Genomic DNA, 15,986 nt, shown 5'->3' on the forward strand with positions numbered 1-15,986 from the left:
AACGGCAGGCGGTCCAGGTGACATTAGGGTTGCAGGGTGGGGAAACTGCTTGCTGACATGACGCCGCTCAAGGAGAGCCCCGCATTCCGCCGGCTCTGGCTCGGCTCGGCGGTATCCGCCGTCGGCAGCCAACTCACCTTGGTGGCCGTAAGCCTCGAGGTGTACCGGCTCACCCAGGACAGCTTTTATGTTGGCCTGCTGGGCGTCTTTGCGCTGGTTCCGCTGGTGGTGGGCGGGCTCATGGGCGGCTCCATTGCGGACGCGCACGACCGCCGGCGCATCGCCCTGCTGGCCACTGCGGTGCTCTGGTTGACCACCGGCCTGATTGCCCTGCAGGCCTGGGTGCAGCTGGGCAACGTGTGGGTGCTGTACCTGCTGGTGGCACTGCAGAGCGGGGCGCAGGCCATCAACCAGCCGGCCCGCAGCGCCATCATCCCCATGCTCATCCGCAAGGAACTCCTGCCTGCCGCCAACGCCCTGAGCATGCTCTCCCTGGGCCTTGCCATGACCGCCGGGCCCCTGCTGGCCGGCCTCCTTGTCGCGTGGCTGGGCTTCGGCTGGACGTACACCATCGATTTCGTGAGCTTCGCGTTTGTGCTGTGGGCTGTGTACCGGTTGCCGCCCATGGCGCCCACCGGGGGCCAGCGCAAGGCGGGGATCCGCTCCGTGGTGGAGGGATTCCGGTTCCTTGGCACCCGGCCCAACCTCCGCATGACGTTCATCATCGACCTCATCGCCATGATCCTTGCCCAGCCGCGGGCGCTGCTGCCCGCCGTTGCCGCCGTGATGATCGGCGGCGGAGAGGCAACCGTGGGCATCCTGCTGGCATGCACCGCCGTCGGCGCCTTTCTTGCCGGGCTGTTCTCCGGCCCGCTGGGCAGCGTGCGCCGCCAGGGGACCGCCGTCGTGGTTTCCGTCATGGGCTGGGGCGCATCCATCGGGGCCTTCGGGCTGGTGGTTCTGCTGGCCGGCCGGGCGCCGGGCGGCGGCGCCACCCTGTGGTTGGTGCCGGCTGCCGTCTGCTGCGCCCTGGCCGGCATCGCGGACTCCATCAGCAGCGTCTTCCGCAACACCATTCTCCAGGCGGCCGCCCCGGACCACCTGCGCGGGCGGCTTCAAGGGGTCTTCATCGTGGTGGTGGCCGGCGGACCGCGGATCGGCGACCTGCTGGCCGGCGGCGCGACTAGGATTTTGAATGAGGGCTGGGTCCTGCTGCTCGGCGGTCTGTTGTGCATCGCGGGCGCCTGGCTGGCGGCTCAGCTGCAGCCGGGATTCCGCCGGTATGACGCCCGGAACCCGGTACCTTAGCGGACCGTTCCCTTAGTGAGGAGGAAACGTGCACAATCATCACAACGGCTTGAAGACTGCGGCCCTGTTTGGCGTCCTGTGGGCGGTGCTGCTGGGTCTCGGCGGCCTGATCGGGGTGGGAACGCGCAGCTCGGCCCCCATCTGGATCATGGCCCTGATCGGCGTCGGCACCACCTTCTACGGGTACTGGAACAGCGACAAGATCGCCATCCGGTCCATGCAGGCTTTTCCGGTCACCGAAGCGCAGGCCCCGCAGCTTTACCAGATTGTCCGGGAGCTCTCGGCCCGCGCCAACCAGCCCATGCCGCGCATCTACGTCTCGCCCACCATGAACCCCAACGCGTTCGCCACCGGACGCAACCCGCGCAACGCGGCCGTCTGCTGCACCGAGGGCATCCTTCAGCTCCTGGATGCCCGCGAGCTCCGGGGTGTGCTGGGGCACGAACTCATGCACGTGTACAACCGCGACATCCTCACCTCCTCGGTGGCTGCCGCCGTCGCCGGCGTCATCACCTCGGTGGGGCAGATGCTCCTGTTCTTCGGCGGGGGAGACCGGCGGAACGCCAACCCGCTGGCCATGATCGCCATGGCTTTGCTGGCGCCCTTCGCGGCGTCACTGATCCAGATGGCCATCTCCCGAACCAGGGAATACGACGCCGACGAGGACGGTTCGCAGCTGACCGGCGATCCGCTGGCGCTTGCCTCAGCCCTGGCCAAGATTGAGCGCGGCGTCAGCATTGCTCCGCTGCCGCAGGACCAGCGCCTGGTCAACGCCTCGCACCTGATGATCGCCAACCCGTTCCGTGGGGGCGCCATGAACAAGCTGTTCGCCACCCACCCGCCCATGCGGGACCGGATCGCCCGGCTCGAGCGGATGGCCGGCCGTCAGCTGTAGCCGCTCCCTGCACGCATGTGCGCGCAGGGAACGCCTGCGGCGGCAGCCTAGCTGCGGAAGTTCACGAACTGCAGATCGGCTTCCTCGAAGTCCTTCAGGAGTGCCATGGTGGCCTGGAGATCGTCACGGGACTTGGAGGAGACGCGCAGCTCATCGCCCTGGATTTGCGACTTGACCGACTTGGGGGCTTCGTCGCGGATCAGCTTGTTGATCTTCTTGGCCAGGTCCTGGGCGATGCCCTCCTTGATGGAGGCTTCCAGGCGGAATTCCTTGCCGGAGGCGTAGGGCTCGCCGGTGTCCAGCGACTTCAGTGAGATGCCCCGGCGGATCAGCTTGGACTGCAGCACGTCCAGGACGGCCAGCACGCGCTCCTCCGAATTGGCCTTCATGAGGATCTTCTCGCCGCTGAAGTCCACCTCCGCGCCGACGCCCTTGAAGTCGTAGCGCTGCGTGAGTTCCTTCTGGGCCTGGTTGAGGGCGTTGGCCACTTCCTGCTTGTCCACTTTGCTTACGACGTCGAACGTTGACTCGCCTGCCATGACTCTCCTTTTGCCTGATGGGAGCCCTGCGCGTAACAGGGCCGGGATCACTGGCATCAAGCCTAATACGGATGCCCCACCCGGGGGTGGTGATGAATTCACAGTTCCCTCTCAGCGGACGCACCGCGGGAACGAAGGCGCCCTGGCGAGAGTTGGAGCAGTTGTAAATGCTCGAAGGGAACACCATGCACCGCAAAGCCGCCCGTTACGTCACCCGGACCACCTCAGCAGCAGCCGGGGCGGTGGCAACGGCAGCAACCTCGGTGGCCGCTGCGGCGGTGGCGGCCTCGATCGTTTTGAGCCCGGTGGCGGACGCGTCCTCGCGGATGGACGGCGTGCGGGCCGACCTCCAGCGGGCGGTGCAGTTGAACCAGATCACCGCAGAGCAGGCGCTCAGTTTCGAAGCCAAGCTCGCAGGGCGCATCCTGGGTGAGGCCTGACCGGGGGGGCGTCTTTTCCCGTCATTCCAGGGGATTATGGGTGCTGCAGGGCCCGATTCGATTCTTCGCCGGAAGTTCTGTAAAGTTGTCTTGCCCGCGGTTACTGGAAGCGGAACGGACCGGAAACGGACGCTCCGAACACTGCATCGGCGGGTACTTCTTTTGAAGTTCGGCAGATTACCCGAGCGGCCAAAGGGGGCTGACTGTAAATCAGCTGGCAACGCCTACGGGGGTTCGAATCCCTCATCTGCCACCCTTGGAAAAGCCTCCGGAACCTTCAGGTTCCGGAGGCTTTTTCGTGTCTCCGGGCAGGTCCGGAGGACGCCCGGAAGCGGCGCCGGACCGTCGTCGACACGACGCAACGGCCGGGCCGCCAATGAAGGACGCCGAACTCACCCTCCGGCGAAGCGCCATGGCCTTGTCCGCGGATCCTGCCGGTTAAGGTTCGGACCCGCGGACAAGCTTCTGAAATCCCGGTTCAGCGCCGCGCGCCGTGGTTTACGTGCAGTCAGTTCAACGCGATCAGGAGCATCGTGCTGGTGCCCGGGATGCAGGTTTGCAGGATGGCCCGCGGGAACCCGCCGAAGACAGCAATCACGTCGTTGGTGGTTCCGGGGTTGGGGACGGTGCCGCGGCCGGTCACGGTGTAGGTGCCGTAGCCGGGGATGCTGACGGTCTCACCCACCCCAATTCCGGAGAACCGCGCCCAGCCGCCGCAGAAGTCGTGCTCGGTGATGAACAGCGAGTACCCGTCGTTCGGGGTGAAGTGGATGGGGCCGATGCACGCGTCCACCATTGACTGGCCGCCCGACCCTGCCACATAGATGGTGCGGACAGCGGGTGCTGCCGGTGCCGGTGCCGGCGCAGGTGCGGGAGCCGCGGCGGGGGCCGGGGCTGCTGCCGGGGCAGGCGCGGCGGCTGGAGCCGGAGCCGGGGCGGCCACCGCTATGGCAGGGCCGGTCAGCACCAGTGTCTGGCCCGGGTAGATGATGCTGTACGCGCCCAGGCCGTTGGCCGCGAGCATGGCATTCATGTCCACGCCGTGGCTGGCAGCAATCCCGCCCACCGTGTCGCCAGAGACCACGGTGTAGACGTTGGGGTCACCCGCCGGTTCGGGAGCTGGAGCCGGAGCTGGAGCCGGCGCTGGAGCCGGTTCGGGGGCTGGTGCCGGTTCGGGGGCTGCTGCTGGTGCCGGGGCTGCGTCCGCAGCTGGCGCGGCCACAGGCGCGGCCGCAGCGGCCGGAGTATCGGGTGCGTTTTCTCCGGAGGAGTCTGCTGCCTCGCCGGAGTCAACGTCGGGAGCCGGCGACGGAACGGCGGCCGCCGCCACCTGGACCGCCGCCGCAGGTGTGCCTCCGCTGAGGGACGCAGGCGGCGCAGCCATGGCGCCGATGCCCATCGCGGCCACAACGGCCGCCGTGGCCATGCCGGCCCATAACTTGTTGCTGATGACCGGACGTCCGGTGGTGAGGTCCGTCCGGGGTTCGTCGGTGACAAAGCTTCTGCTGGTGCCGTCGGAAGGGGGGAGAGGCTGGTTCATGGGGGGCCCATCTGGGTTCGGTCCCGCCAGGACATGCGGTGCATGCCCACGGTCAAGGACGGATCGCGATGCCGTTGCACCGCTGGCCCCGGCGGGTGCCGGAGGCCGCGTGCGGCGCAAGATGGAGGCATCCGCATACCCAGAAAATGCGGAGCTCCGCGTGATGGCAGGAACGTCCGGAAGCAACCCGGTGCACCTGCCGGTGCGTGGTGGTCCTAGGAATCCCGAGTCTAGGAATCCGGCCACCGAGCGGGCACCAGTAGGAATTACCCGAGTTTTCGGCACCGGTACTCGTCCCCGGCAGCGCCCCTACTCAGGCCGGGAGCGTGCGGTACTTGCTGCTACGGCGCCCGGCGGTCCCGCAGTTCCGCGATTTCCCGGCGCAGCAGGGCGATCTCAGCCACCAGTTCCGCCACTTCCACCCGCATGGGTTCTTCAACGGCTTCGGCAACCGATTCCGCTGTGTCCTCCACCCGCTGGACCAGCCACGATGCGATGGAGGCCGTTACCACGCCCAGCACGGCAATCCCGCTCATCATCAGCGCGGTCGCCACCAGCCGGCCAATGGGCGTGACCGGATACATGTCCCCGTAGCCAACCGTGGTGATGGTGGACGTGGCCCACCACAGGGCGTCGCCGAACGTGAGGATCTTGGCGTCCGGCGCCCACTGTTCCACGTCCAGGACTGCCAGCGCGCCCACGAAGACCAGCAGGGCGGCGGAGCCGGCCACATAGGTAACCACCCGGCCGCGCAGCGTTTCGCCCACTGTCCGGTGCAGGACTGACAACAGGGTCACCAGCCGCAGCAGGCGCAGCGGCCGGAAGAACGGCAGCGCCACGATGACCAGCTCGTGGAGGTTGCGGATGAACCACTGCCGGCGGTTCTCCGCCAGCCACAGGTTCGCCGCGTAGTCCAGCACGAACACGCACCACGTCACCCACATGACCATTTCCAGCCAGTCCGCGCCGCTGCCCTCAAGCCGGCCGATGACCTGCCACGCGTAGGCTGCCAGGAACACCAGTGCCGTTGCCATCAGGGGCCACTCCGCCAGATCGCGATAGCGTTGCTGCGTCATGCAGGAAATCCTACGGTGATGCCCCAGCCAACAGCAGGTGCCCAGCATGTTACCCGCGGGTAGCATTGGGGCATGCACCTGCTCCTGAGAACCATCCTCCTGCTGTTCCGTTCCGCCCGGCGCGCGCCCGTCTCCGTGTGGGAGTCCTCGTCGCTGCCGCTTCGGGTCCTGCCCACGGACATCGACATCGCCATGCACGTGAACAACGGCATGTACCTCTCCCTCATGGACCTCGGCCGGTTCGACCTCATGGTGCGCAGCGGCGTCTGGAAGCGGATGCGCCGCCGTGGCTGGAGCCCGGTGGTTTCCGCGGAAACCATCGCCTTCCGCAAGTCGCTGCAGCTGTGGCAGGACTACACCATCGAGACCCGCGTCATCGGGCTGGACACCAAGGCGATCTTCTTCGAGCAGCGCATGGTGGCCGACGGCGAGATTTACGCACGTGCCTACATCGCCACCCGGCTGGTCACCAAAGGAGGCCCGGTCAGCCAGGAAGACATCATCGCGGAGTTTGGTGCCCCGCCGGCGGACCTGGTGCTTCCCGAATGGATCCACGAATGGCGCGCTACCAGCGCCCTCCCCGGCAGCCGCACCCCCGCCCCGCACCTGTGGGATGCCTACCGCTGAACCGTTGTGTCGTCGTCGTACGCTGGGTATTCCCGATGACGCGGGGAGCGAACACCCGCGACACGGACAGCCACGGGCGCGTAGCGTAGTCGCATGGCTACCCTTGACATCACAGGTGAACAGTTCGCATCCACGATCGAAGGCAACGACATTGTCCTGGTGGATTTCTGGGCAGAATGGTGCGGCCCCTGCAAGCAGTTCGGCCCCACCTACGCCGCCGTTTCCGAGAAGCACCCTGACGTCGTGTTCACCAAGGTGGACACCGAAGCAGAGCAGCAGCTGGCGGCGGAGGCAGGCATCACCTCCATCCCCACGCTGATGGCCTTCCGTGAAAAGGTGCTGGTGTTCTCGCAGCCCGGCGCCCTGAACGCCCAGCAGCTGGAGCAGGTGGTGGACGCGGTTAAGGCCTTGGACATGGAGGAGGTCCACGCGCATGTGGCCCGCCAGCGGGAAGAAGCCGCTGCCGCGGCCGGGAAGCCCGCCGGCACCCAGGGCGGTCCACAGGACGGCACCCAGATTCCCGACTTCTAGACCCTCGTTAACGCACACTGCGGGACCCCGTCCGGGGTCCCGCAGTGTGCGTTAATACGTCCCTAGACGCGTTCCACCTTGACCGGTTCGGCCAGCAGTGCGCTCAGCGATTCGTTCAGGTCCTGCACCGCGGTGCCCTTGGAGTGCTTGTCCAGCTCTTCCTGGGACGCCCACTGCTCGGTCAGCACCAGCTTCTCCTCCGTGGCTTCGGTCAGCTCGTAACGGATGCAGCCCGGTTCATTCACCACCTCATCGATGGCGATTTCCAGGGCAAGTTTGACGCGGAAGAACTCGCCGTCGTTGGGAATGAACGTTGCTATCAGGTCAATGGGTGCACTCATGGTTTTCACAATACCGGGCGCCGCCGGTCCGTCTCGTGCGTTGCGGCCGAGTCCGGCCCCGCCTTCCTTCTCCCGCCGGGATCCTGTTGGTAGCGTTCCACCATGCGTGCATATACAGCCGGGGACACTGACGTCCCGCTCCTGGAAGAAACCATTGGCGCGAATTTCGAGCGCGTCGCCGCGCACTTTCCGCTGCATGACGCGCTGATCGAGGCCGCGCCCGTGCCCGGCGCCGATGCCCGGCGCTGGAGCTACACCAAGATGAACGACGACGTCGACCGACTGGCGCGTGCGCTCCTCGCCCTGGGTGTCGCCAAGGGGGAGCGGGTGGGCATCTGGAGCCCCAACTGCGCCGAATGGACGCTCCTGCAGTACGCCACCGCCAAAGCCGGCGTGATCCTGGTCAACGTCAACCCCGCCTACCGCAGCCACGAACTCGAATTCGTCGTCAAGCAAAACGGCATGCGCATGCTGGTCACGGCGCCATCGGACAGCAACAGCGACTATGTCGGCATGGCCCGCCAGGCCCTGGCCGCGTGCCCGGACCTGAAGGAACTCGTCTTCCTGCCGGACCATGGCCTGGACGGGCTGTCGGCCGGCAGCCCCCAAGGCGGCGCGGAACTCACGTACGCTGAACTGCTCAAGCGGGCGGACGACGTCGGGCACGCTGCCCTGAAGGCCCGGATGGCTGAGCTCAGCCCGCATGATCCCATCAACCTGCAATACACCTCCGGTACCACGGGATTCCCCAAAGGCGCCACGCTGACCCACCACAACATCCTCAACAACGGCTACGCGATCGGCGAGTTGCTGGGGTACACCGAGCACGACCGGGTGGTCATCCCCGTGCCGTTCTATCACTGCTTCGGCATGGTGATCGGCAACCTGAACGCGCTCAGCCACGGGGCCGCCACCATCATCCCCGGGCGCGGTTTCTCGCCTGCCGCCGCACTCGAGGCCGTGCAGGACTTTACCGGCACGTCGCTGTACGGGGTGCCCACCATGTTCATCGCCGAGCTGGCACTCCCGGACTTCGGCTCCTATGACCTTTCGACGCTCCGGACCGGGGTGATGGCCGGCTCCCTGTGCCCCATCGAGGTGATGAACCGGGTGATTTCCGAGATGAACATGGTGGATGTGGCCATCTGCTACGGCATGACCGAAACGTCCCCGGTGTCCACCATGACGCGCAAGGGCGACACGCTGCACCAGCGCACCGAGACCGTGGGCCGCACCATGCCGCAACTTGAAAGCAAGATCGTGGATCCTGCCACCGGTGAAGACCTTGAACGCGGGCAGATCGGAGAACTCTGCACCCGCGGTTACGCCGTCATGGCTGGATACTGGAACCAGCCGGACAAGACCGCCGAGGCCATCGACGCGGAAGGTTGGATGCACACCGGCGACCTGGCCCGCATGGACGACGACGGCTATGTGGTGGTGGAAGGCCGGATCAAGGACATGGTGATCCGCGGGGGCGAGAATATCTACCCGCGCGAGATTGAGGAGTTCCTGTATTCCCACCCGTCCATCCAGGACGTCCAGGTCATCGGGGTCCCGGATCCGAAATATGGCGAGGAACTGATGGCCTGCATCATCCTCAAACCCGGAGCGGAGCCACTGGACGCCGCGGCAGTGGCTGAGTTCTGCCGCGGCCGGCTGGCGCACTTCAAGATTCCCCGCTATGTGGAGGTCCGGGAGAACTTCCCCATGACGGTCTCCGGGAAGATCCGCAAAGTCCAGATGCGGGAGGAAGCGGTGGCGCGGCTGGGGCTCTGACTAGCCGGGCTGCTGCACCAGGTCGAATCGGACTTCGCCCTCGCAGATCGAGGTGATCCGGACGGTGTAGCCGTCAAAGGTGGCTTCCTGCCCGAGTGCCAATCCTGGAAAGTCCTTCGATGCCGGGCTGCTGACCTCGAACAAGGCTATCGACAGGTCCGCCGTCGGCGGGTCATTCTTCAGGTGTGTGCTGGACAGTCGCACGAGCGGTGTGGCATCCGGGCCCCGCGGGGAGTCCGGCAGAAGCGGAAAAGAGCCATTTGCAGACGGGATGATCCGGTAAGTTCCAGCGTGGGTGCAGCTTGCCGTTGACGTCATGGTCGGCTCCTTTGAGGCTTGGGATGAGTGCGGTTGGGACGGCTCCGCGGAGGTGGAGCAGCCGCTCAGAGTGAGTGCCAGAGGCAAAACCGTGCAGGCGCGAACGCGGCTGCGAAGCCGCAGGGCGGGACGCGGCATCAGCCCGCCACCGTGGCATCGCTGAAGAGCCTGCTGAATTCGTCCTGCGAGATCTGCATGCGCGGCTCGGAAGGGCCCCATGGATTTTGAAGGACGATGTTCCCCCGCTCGTCAACTCCGGTCACGAAATAGGCGTGGCCGGCATGGTATCCGTTGGGCGCCTCCTCCGGCGTTTCACCCAGTGTTGTGACCAAGGCCGGGCGTCCCCTGCGGGCCGCTTCCCACAGCTTCCCGGCGTCATCGGTGCGTTCCACGTCCGGTCCCGCCAAATACTGGAATGCGTCGGGACCCCAGTTGCCTTCAATGGCGCGGTAGTTCCCTGGCGGGTACGCCTGGTCCGGGGGCGCCCCTTCCGCTGTCCCGTCGTTTCTGTCGTCCTCGGTGTAAACCTGGGCCAGCGCTTTCTCAACATAGGCAGGCCAGTTGCCGCCAAACCCTGCTTTGGCTCCCATCTGTGCGCCATTGCTGTTTGCCGGCAGGTCCGAGGTGACGGTCACCCACTGCTCCTCTCCGTTCTTGTCGAACAGCAGGACGGAAACCGTGCCGTTGCCGTTATCCGTTACGTGCTCGCGGGCCCAGCCCGGATCGGCATTGACCATGGCCCCGGCGGCGGCCAAAACCACGCAGTCCCCGTACTGCCCCTGCCTGATGTCGCCAGTGCCCGGGCGTTGTCCGATCACCGGCCACTTGGGTTCCATCCACCGGTCCGTGCTGCTGGCCTCAGGGCCATCAGGCCTCGCTGCATCTCCCATGGCCTGCCCGTCCGGCTGGGCCCACGGGATGAGGTCCTTCAGGCGCCCCACCTGCTCTGCTGACGCCTTGGACAGGAACTGGTCCAGCAGTTGCTGACGTTCGAAAGGCGTGGTTCCCTCCCAGTTGAACAGTCCCTTGCCGTCGGCCGCCGCGCCGCTGCCCAGGCTTCGGAGCTCATCATCGGTTAACGACTCCAGCAACTGGTTCAGCTGGGCAGGTTTGAGCCCGGTCAAGGCGTCACGGAGCTTGTTGACGTCCGAATCGTTGCCCACAAAGAAGTTGTCGCCCGACGCAGCGTCCCTGACCAGGCCCCGGAGCCTGTCCAGTTCGGGCGCCGAAAGGTTCGCTTCGCCGCGGTCGGGGTGGCGCACCACGGAATGCTCCCCGCCGGTCAGGTAATCGGACGTCGCATCCCCGGCGGCCGTGCCGGGAGGGCCCCCGGCCGAACTGGTCCGGCCCGCCGCGCCACCGGCGCCGCTGGCGCGTTCCTGCTCGTCCGCGTGCCGTGCGGCTGCCTTCCCTGCGTCCGCAAGGGCCTCAATGACGCGGCCCAGCAGGAGGCTGTGCGTGCCATTCCAGTCGTTCCGGAACCCCTCGGCGTCGGCCCCTTTCCAGGTGCCTGGCTCGCCCACGTTCCTCGACAGCGCCGTGGCAGTGGACATCAAGCGCGCGGAGGAGGCGGTAAGGGCCTTCCCCAGGGCGCGAAGTTGGGCGACGTCCGCCCCGTAAATGCCTGCCATTATTCCCCCAATATCCAGGCGCAAGCTTACGCGAGGCGCCCCGCCGGAGGCATGGGGAGAACTGCCCGCTAGCTACTGCGGCCGGTTGGGCGGCGGGACAGCCGTAGCGCCACAACGGCGACGGCGCCCGCCGCCAGTGCGACCAAGGCCAGGACCGCTGCCCCGTTCCTTCCGGCCCGGGTGGCCTGCCGCGTCCCGCCGCCGGTCACCTCGTTGGCGGGAATCTGCCACTCCGACGGTGCCGGAAGGATTCCCTGCGGCAGTTGGGTCTCGCGCAGTTTCCGTCGGGCGGCCAGCCGCTCCCGCACCGCCTCATCGGGGGCAGCCTCCAGATCGTCGGCGGCGATGGCAGTTGGGTAGTCGATGATGTAGGGCTCACCGTAAAACGCAGAGGACGCCGCCGACTCCACCCAGGTGAACGGTGGTGGGGCAACGTCCCGCGCTGCGAACGCGGTCAGCAGCATCTCCCGGATTTCGTCAAGGCTCTTGCCCGTGGCCCCGCGGCGAATCACGTCGAAGATGGCCAGTTGCAGCTTCAGTTTGGCCTCCCCGTCCGGATCGTGCGCCTCCGGGTCCACCACCGCGGGGTCTTGCCCGGTTGGATCCACGTCCAGGGGTTCTCCGCCGGCGTGGTTGGTGCGTCCTGGATCGGAGCTCATGGGGTTCCTCTCACTCGTGGTCCGGCCGTGCCTGGCCGGACGCCACACCCTAGCCTTACCCATCCCGGTCCGGATCAAGCACCGGTTGACCTGCCGCGGAGGGTTTCAGTGCCGGCGGTGGTCCTGGATAGTCATGCGCGGGCCAAAAGTGGGCTTGCGGTAACCGGTGCTCTGGATCATCCGCACCACCCGCTGCCGGTGCCCGCGCCAGGGTTCCAGCAGTTGGATCATGCCGGCGTCGTCGGTCCTGCGCCCCGTGAGCGCGGCCCCGATGTAGGCCGCCAGGTGGTAGTCGCCCACGGCGATGGAGTCCGGGCAGCCGTGGGTGCGCTGCACCACCTCGGCGGCGGTCCAGACTCCAATCCCGGGAATCACCTGCATTTTTTCTGCGGCTTCCGCGGCCGGCGACGCTGCCAGCCGCTCCAGGGCGGCGGCGGAGCGCAGCGCCCGCATGACGGTGGCGGAACGCTGGGGACCCACGCCGGCCTTGTGCCACTCCCAACTGGGGACCTGCAGCCATTGGGCCGCTGTTGGCGCCACAATGAGTCCTGCCGGAGTGGAGGCCCCCGCGCTCGGGGCCGGCGTCCCGTAGCGGTGGACCAGGTACCGGTAGGCGCGCCGGGCCTCCACCACCGTCACCTTTTGTTCCAGGATGATGGGCACCATCTGGTCCACCATGCGGCCGCTCGCGGGCAGGCGCAGCGCCTGGCTGCGCCGGCGTGCCTCCCGGACCATGCGGGGCAGCGTGGCATGGAAGGCGGGTTCGTCGAAATCCCGCCAGTCGTCGTCGGCCCCCAACAGCCGGGGTGCTGCCTGGACCGCGGCCGCAGCACCCGGGCCCCATGCCTGGACGTCCACCCAGGGGCCGCCCGCTTCGCCGCCCGCGGGGGACAGCCGCAGGGTGGCCGGGCCGGTGGGGGACGTAAAGGCATTCCAGATCACGTCGCCCTGGACGCAGAAAGACGGATCGCTGTTGCCCCGCAGCAGCGGTCCAAGGGTCCGGGACAAGCTGTAGGGCGCCTCCGGATACCAGCGCAGGGACACGTCCGCGGCGGCCGCCAGCCGGGGAGGTGCCTCTGCGATCGTCATGTCTTCCATGGTCCCACGGCCCACCGACACCGGCGGGACCATCGGCCCTTCTCCGCGTCGCAGCCCGGGACTAGGATCACTGCTGGCGCACGGGCAGCGGCTGCCCATAAGCCGTGCCGTCGAGAATCAGGAGGCCATGGTGGGCGGAGCAGTGCATTTTGAGATTCCCGCGGACGACCCTGAGCGGGCAATGAAGTTCTACCAGGAAGCCCTGGGGTGGCGGATGGAACCGGTGCCGGGGATGGACTACACCATGGTCATCACCACGGACATGGATGCGGCCACCGGGCAGCCAACCACGCCCGGGGCGATCAACGGCGGAATGATGGCCAGGGAAGGACGGATCACCGCTCCCGTCATCACCGTGGATGTTCCGGACATCAACGCCACACTGAAGACGGTGGAGGAGCTGGGCGGTGCAGTGGTCATGCCCAGGAACGAGATCCCCGGCATGGGCTACACGGCATACTTCCAGGATTCCGAGGGCAACGTGATGGGGCTCTGGCAGAACCTCGCGCCGCAGGCCACCGGGACCCCGGACGGCGCCTGAGCACCCTGGAAAGACGAGCCGTCAGGGCATCCCGGAAACCAGCCACAGCGCCAGCACGGCCAGCGGCACCGTCAGCAGGACTGCCACCAGCCCGGCCACCGCAAACCCGCCCCACCTGACAGGGACGTTCAGTACCCGCAGGCGCTCATGCCACAGCAGCGTGGCCAGCGAAGCCCAGGGGCTCACCAACGGGCCCAGGTTCACGCCGATGAGCAGGGCGGCCAGCCTGGCCGGAGATCCGGCCACCGGCTCCAGGGCCAGGTAGGCGGGAAGGTTGTTCGCGGCGTTGGCCGCCCCCGCGCCCAGCCCGGCCAGTTGCAGGAGTGCCGGCAGTCCGTCGCCCGATCCGGCGATGCCTGCCAGCAGCGTGGTCAGCCCGTGTGCGTGCAGCGTTTCCATCAGCATGAACAGGCCCACTGTCAGCATCAGCGGCCGCCACGGGACCATGGACCACCGCAGGGCCGAGGGCCTGCGGCGCAGGAAGACCGCCAGCAGGACCGCCGCCGCGGCAAGGGCGGGGTACTGGACCGGGACGCCTGAGACCAGGGCCGGGAACAGGACCAGGAGCGTCACGGCGGCGGCCTTCAACAGGGTGCGGTCACGGACGGGATGCGTTGGCTGCGGCCCGTAGGTTCCGCGCAAGTCCCGCCGGAACGCCAACCAGAGCAGGACGAGGGGGACCAGCAGTCCCACGACGGCGGGCGCCCAGACCAGTCCCGCGAAGCGCCAGGGGCTCAGGCCAAGCCGGTCCTGGGCCAGGAGGTTGGTCAGGTTGGAGACGGGCAGCAGGAGTGAGGCCGTATTCGCCAGCCAGATGCTGGTCAGCGCGAACGGCAGGGGAGGGATCCGGGCGTGGACAGCCAGGAGGACTACCACGGGTGTCACCAGCACGGCGGTGGTGTCCAGGGACAGGAACACCGTGGCCACCGTGGCCACGGCCACCACCAACAGCCACAGGGTGAAAACGCGGCCCCTGCCCAGCGCCGCCAACCGGTCCGTCACCACGCGGAAAAGTCCTGCCTCGTCCACCAGTTCGGTCACCAGGGACATGGCCAGCACGAAAGCCAGGATGGGAATGGTGCGTCCGGCCAGTTCGCCGAAGGCCGGGACGGGGAGGGCGCCGACGGCGAGGGTGGCCAGGCCTGCCGCCAGGGTTGCGCCGGGCAGCAGGTAGCTGCGGGTGGCTTTCAGCCATGCGAACTGCATCACCGGGCTATCCTCGCATCCCGGGCGGGGAACGGCCTGCAGGAAGCGGTAGCTTTGTATCTATGAAGTACGCCCAGTCCATCCTGGACCTCATCGGCAATACGCCGCTCATCAAACTCAACCACGTGACCGAGGGCATCAAAGCCACCATTTTGGTCAAACTGGAGTACCTGAACCCCGGCGGTTCCATCAAAGACCGCATCGCGGCGCAGATGATCGAGGATGCCGAACGCGAAGGCAAGCTGATGCCGGGCGGCACCATCGTGGAGCCGACGTCCGGCAACACCGGCGTGGGCCTGGCCCTGGTGGCGCAGCAAAAGGGCTACAAATGCATCTTCGTGGTCCCGGACAAGGTGGGCGAGGACAAGCGGGCCGTGCTGCAGGCCTACGGCGCCGAAGTAGTGGTCACGCCCACGTCGGTCCCGCCGGAGAGCCCGCAAAGCTACTACGGCGTCTCGGACCGGATCACCCGGGAGACACCCGGTGCCTACAAGCCGGACCAGTTCTCCAACCCCGCCGCTCCGGGCAGCCACTACAAGACCACCGGCCCGGAGATCTGGCGTGATACCGACGGCAGGATCACGCACTGCGTCATCGGTGCCGGCACCGGCGGCACCATCACCGGGACCGGCCGCTATTTGAAGGAAGTTTCGGCTGACCGGCCGGAGTCCGACGGCGGCGTGGTCCGGATCATCGGCGCCGACCCCGAGGGCTCGGTCTACTCGGGCGGCACCGGGCGGCCCTACTTCGTCGAGGGCGTGGGCGAGGACATGTGGCCCGGCAACTACGACAAGTCCATCCCCGACGACGTGATCGCCGTCAGCGACGCCGACTCCTTCGCCATGACCCGGCGCCTGGCGCGGGAGGAAGGCCTGCTGGTGGGCGGTTCCTCCGGCATGGCGGTGGTGGCAGCGCTCAAGGCGGCGCGGGACCTGCCCGAAAGTGCCGTCGTCGTGGTCATCCTGCCCGACTCGGGCCGCGGATACCTGGCGAAGATCTTCAACGACCAGTGGATGCGCTCCTACGGCTTCCTCTCCGGGGGCGAGGAAACGTCGGTGGGTGAGGTCATCAAGTCCAAGACCGGCGAACTGCCGGACCTGGTACACATCCACCCCAACGAATCCGTGCGGGACGTCATCAACATCATGACGGAGTTCGGCGTCAGCCACATCCCGGTCCTCTCGCAGGAACCGCCCGTGGTCATGGGCGAGGTCCTGGGTGCCGTGGACGAACGAACGCTGACCGCCAAGCTGTTCCGCGGCGAAGCGAAGCTGACGGACAAGATTTCCGAACACATGGGCCCCAAGCTGCCCGTGATCGGGTCGCTGGAAACCATCTCCGCCGCCAAGGAGCTGCTCTCGGACACGGATACCCTGATGGTCACGTTTGTGGGCGCGCCCGTGGGAATCCTCACCCGGCACGACCTGCTGGCCTACCTGAGCAACTAAAGGAGCACC

The 15,986-nt window shown here is 67.2% G+C and carries 17 protein-coding genes and 1 tRNA gene; 9 read left to right on the forward strand and 9 right to left on the reverse strand.

From position 1 onward, the window contains the following. The first annotated feature begins 36 nt into the window (after window positions 1–36). Both DC347_RS02230 and htpX read left to right on the forward strand, forming a co-directional pair. The gene (locus DC347_RS02230) at window positions 37–1,308 is read left to right on the forward strand and encodes an MFS transporter (protein WP_109044315.1); all 1,272 of its coding nucleotides are present in this window, start codon (window positions 37–39) and stop codon (window positions 1,306–1,308) included. Window positions 1,309–1,336: 28 nt separating this feature from the next. Next, window positions 1,337–2,203 carry a zinc metalloprotease HtpX gene (gene htpX, locus DC347_RS02235; protein WP_109044316.1) on the forward strand — a complete coding sequence of 289 codons (867 nt, stop codon included), beginning with the start codon at window positions 1,337–1,339 and terminating at the stop codon, window positions 2,201–2,203. A 47-nt stretch (window positions 2,204–2,250) separates the two neighbouring features. On the opposite strand, the gene DC347_RS02240 is transcribed toward htpX, so the two are convergent. Then, window positions 2,251–2,742: a YajQ family cyclic di-GMP-binding protein gene (locus DC347_RS02240; RefSeq protein WP_018760541.1), complete on the reverse strand. Its 492-nt coding sequence runs from the start codon at window positions 2,740–2,742 to the stop codon at window positions 2,251–2,253. A 185-nt stretch (window positions 2,743–2,927) separates the two neighbouring features. Between DC347_RS02240 and DC347_RS02245 the strand changes: the two genes are divergently transcribed. Next, the gene (locus tag DC347_RS02245) at window positions 2,928–3,182 is read left to right on the forward strand and encodes a hypothetical protein (RefSeq protein ID WP_026264315.1); all 255 of its coding nucleotides are present in this window, start codon (window positions 2,928–2,930) and stop codon (window positions 3,180–3,182) included. 171 nt (window positions 3,183–3,353) lie between these two features. Beyond that, window positions 3,354–3,435, forward strand: a tRNA-Tyr gene (locus DC347_RS02250). 255 nt (window positions 3,436–3,690) lie between these two features. On the opposite strand, the gene DC347_RS02255 is transcribed toward DC347_RS02250, so the two are convergent. Beyond that, on the reverse strand, window positions 3,691–4,722 hold the full coding sequence (locus DC347_RS02255; RefSeq protein ID WP_109044317.1) for a LysM domain-containing protein: 1,032 nt from the start codon (window positions 4,720–4,722) through the stop codon (window positions 3,691–3,693). Between the two features lie 341 nt (window positions 4,723–5,063). Beyond that, window positions 5,064–5,798, reverse strand: coding sequence for a potassium channel family protein (locus DC347_RS02260; RefSeq protein ID WP_018760538.1), 735 nt, complete (start codon window positions 5,796–5,798; stop codon window positions 5,064–5,066). A 72-nt stretch (window positions 5,799–5,870) separates the two neighbouring features. On the opposite strand from DC347_RS02260, the gene DC347_RS02265 reads away from it, so the two are divergent. Together DC347_RS02265 and trxA are read left to right on the forward strand one after the other, a co-directional pair. Continuing rightward, the gene (locus DC347_RS02265; RefSeq protein ID WP_018760537.1) at window positions 5,871–6,425 is read left to right on the forward strand and encodes an acyl-CoA thioesterase; all 555 of its coding nucleotides are present in this window, start codon (window positions 5,871–5,873) and stop codon (window positions 6,423–6,425) included. A 93-nt stretch (window positions 6,426–6,518) separates the two neighbouring features. Further along, entirely contained in the window at window positions 6,519–6,956 is a 438-nt protein-coding gene (trxA, locus tag DC347_RS02270; protein ID WP_018760536.1) for a thioredoxin, read from the forward strand. Window positions 6,957–7,018: 62 nt separating this feature from the next. On the opposite strand, the gene DC347_RS02275 is transcribed toward trxA, so the two are convergent. After that, window positions 7,019–7,297 (reverse strand): putative quinol monooxygenase, encoded by a 279-nt coding sequence (locus tag DC347_RS02275; protein WP_018760535.1) that lies wholly within the window; start codon window positions 7,295–7,297, stop codon window positions 7,019–7,021. A 102-nt stretch (window positions 7,298–7,399) separates the two neighbouring features. On the opposite strand from DC347_RS02275, the gene DC347_RS02280 reads away from it, so the two are divergent. Next, the gene (locus DC347_RS02280; RefSeq protein ID WP_109044318.1) at window positions 7,400–9,076 is read left to right on the forward strand and encodes an AMP-binding protein; all 1,677 of its coding nucleotides are present in this window, start codon (window positions 7,400–7,402) and stop codon (window positions 9,074–9,076) included. Here DC347_RS02280 and DC347_RS02285 read toward each other — a convergent pair whose 3' ends face one another. The 4 genes from DC347_RS02285 to DC347_RS02300 all read right to left on the reverse strand — a co-directional run bounded on the left by DC347_RS02285 (window position 9,077) and on the right by DC347_RS02300 (window position 12,773). Then, the gene (locus tag DC347_RS02285) at window positions 9,077–9,394 is read right to left on the reverse strand and encodes a hypothetical protein (protein WP_109044319.1); all 318 of its coding nucleotides are present in this window, start codon (window positions 9,392–9,394) and stop codon (window positions 9,077–9,079) included. Window positions 9,395–9,531: 137 nt separating this feature from the next. Further along, on the reverse strand, window positions 9,532–11,025 hold the full coding sequence (locus DC347_RS02290) for a hypothetical protein (protein ID WP_109044320.1): 1,494 nt from the start codon (window positions 11,023–11,025) through the stop codon (window positions 9,532–9,534). Window positions 11,026–11,093: 68 nt separating this feature from the next. Beyond that, window positions 11,094–11,684, reverse strand: a complete 591-nt coding sequence (locus tag DC347_RS02295) for a hypothetical protein (protein ID WP_109044321.1) — start codon at window positions 11,682–11,684, stop codon at window positions 11,094–11,096. A 105-nt stretch (window positions 11,685–11,789) separates the two neighbouring features. Further along, on the reverse strand, window positions 11,790–12,773 hold the full coding sequence (locus DC347_RS02300) for a DNA-3-methyladenine glycosylase (protein WP_109044418.1): 984 nt from the start codon (window positions 12,771–12,773) through the stop codon (window positions 11,790–11,792). Between the two features lie 136 nt (window positions 12,774–12,909). On the opposite strand from DC347_RS02300, the gene DC347_RS02305 reads away from it, so the two are divergent. Further along, the gene (locus DC347_RS02305) at window positions 12,910–13,323 is read left to right on the forward strand and encodes a VOC family protein (RefSeq protein ID WP_018760529.1); all 414 of its coding nucleotides are present in this window, start codon (window positions 12,910–12,912) and stop codon (window positions 13,321–13,323) included. A 21-nt stretch (window positions 13,324–13,344) separates the two neighbouring features. On the opposite strand, the gene DC347_RS02310 is transcribed toward DC347_RS02305, so the two are convergent. Further along, on the reverse strand, window positions 13,345–14,529 hold the full coding sequence (locus tag DC347_RS02310; RefSeq protein ID WP_109044322.1) for an SLC13 family permease: 1,185 nt from the start codon (window positions 14,527–14,529) through the stop codon (window positions 13,345–13,347). A gap of 62 nt (window positions 14,530–14,591) precedes the next feature. Here DC347_RS02310 and DC347_RS02315 point away from each other — a divergent pair, with 62 nt between their 5' ends. Beyond that, window positions 14,592–15,977, forward strand: coding sequence for a cystathionine beta-synthase (locus tag DC347_RS02315; protein WP_109044323.1), 1,386 nt, complete (start codon window positions 14,592–14,594; stop codon window positions 15,975–15,977). The last annotated feature ends 9 nt before the right edge of the window (window positions 15,978–15,986 follow it).

The sequence above is a fragment of the Pseudarthrobacter sp. AG30 genome, assembly GCF_003116525.1.
In the GTDB taxonomy this organism is placed as follows: Bacteria; Actinomycetota; Actinomycetes; order Actinomycetales; family Micrococcaceae; genus Arthrobacter.

Excerpts from the sequence above, each read along its gene's own strand:
- DC347_RS02265 (WP_018760537.1), top strand. The coding sequence starts at position 5,871 with ATGCACCTGCTCCTGAGAACCATCCTCCTGCTGTTCCGTTCCGCCCGG.
- DC347_RS02275 (WP_018760535.1), bottom strand. The coding sequence starts at position 7,297 with ATGAGTGCACCCATTGACCTGATAGCAACGTTCATTCCCAACGACGGC.
- DC347_RS02310 (WP_109044322.1), bottom strand. The coding sequence starts at position 14,529 with ATGCAGTTCGCATGGCTGAAAGCCACCCGCAGCTACCTGCTGCCCGGC.
- DC347_RS02255 (WP_109044317.1), bottom strand. The coding sequence starts at position 4,722 with ATGAACCAGCCTCTCCCCCCTTCCGACGGCACCAGCAGAAGCTTTGTC.
- DC347_RS02315 (WP_109044323.1), top strand. The coding sequence starts at position 14,592 with ATGAAGTACGCCCAGTCCATCCTGGACCTCATCGGCAATACGCCGCTC.
- DC347_RS02280 (WP_109044318.1), top strand. The coding sequence starts at position 7,400 with ATGCGTGCATATACAGCCGGGGACACTGACGTCCCGCTCCTGGAAGAA.
- DC347_RS02240 (WP_018760541.1), bottom strand. The coding sequence starts at position 2,742 with ATGGCAGGCGAGTCAACGTTCGACGTCGTAAGCAAAGTGGACAAGCAG.
- DC347_RS02300 (WP_109044418.1), bottom strand. The coding sequence starts at position 12,773 with ATGACGATCGCAGAGGCACCTCCCCGGCTGGCGGCCGCCGCGGACGTG.
- DC347_RS02295 (WP_109044321.1), bottom strand. The coding sequence starts at position 11,684 with ATGAGCTCCGATCCAGGACGCACCAACCACGCCGGCGGAGAACCCCTG.
- DC347_RS02245 (WP_026264315.1), top strand. The coding sequence starts at position 2,928 with ATGCACCGCAAAGCCGCCCGTTACGTCACCCGGACCACCTCAGCAGCA.
- DC347_RS02290 (WP_109044320.1), bottom strand. The coding sequence starts at position 11,025 with ATGGCAGGCATTTACGGGGCGGACGTCGCCCAACTTCGCGCCCTGGGG.
- DC347_RS02260 (WP_018760538.1), bottom strand. The coding sequence starts at position 5,798 with ATGACGCAGCAACGCTATCGCGATCTGGCGGAGTGGCCCCTGATGGCA.
- DC347_RS02305 (WP_018760529.1), top strand. The coding sequence starts at position 12,910 with ATGGTGGGCGGAGCAGTGCATTTTGAGATTCCCGCGGACGACCCTGAG.
- trxA (WP_018760536.1), top strand. The coding sequence starts at position 6,519 with ATGGCTACCCTTGACATCACAGGTGAACAGTTCGCATCCACGATCGAA.
- DC347_RS02285 (WP_109044319.1), bottom strand. The coding sequence starts at position 9,394 with ATGACGTCAACGGCAAGCTGCACCCACGCTGGAACTTACCGGATCATC.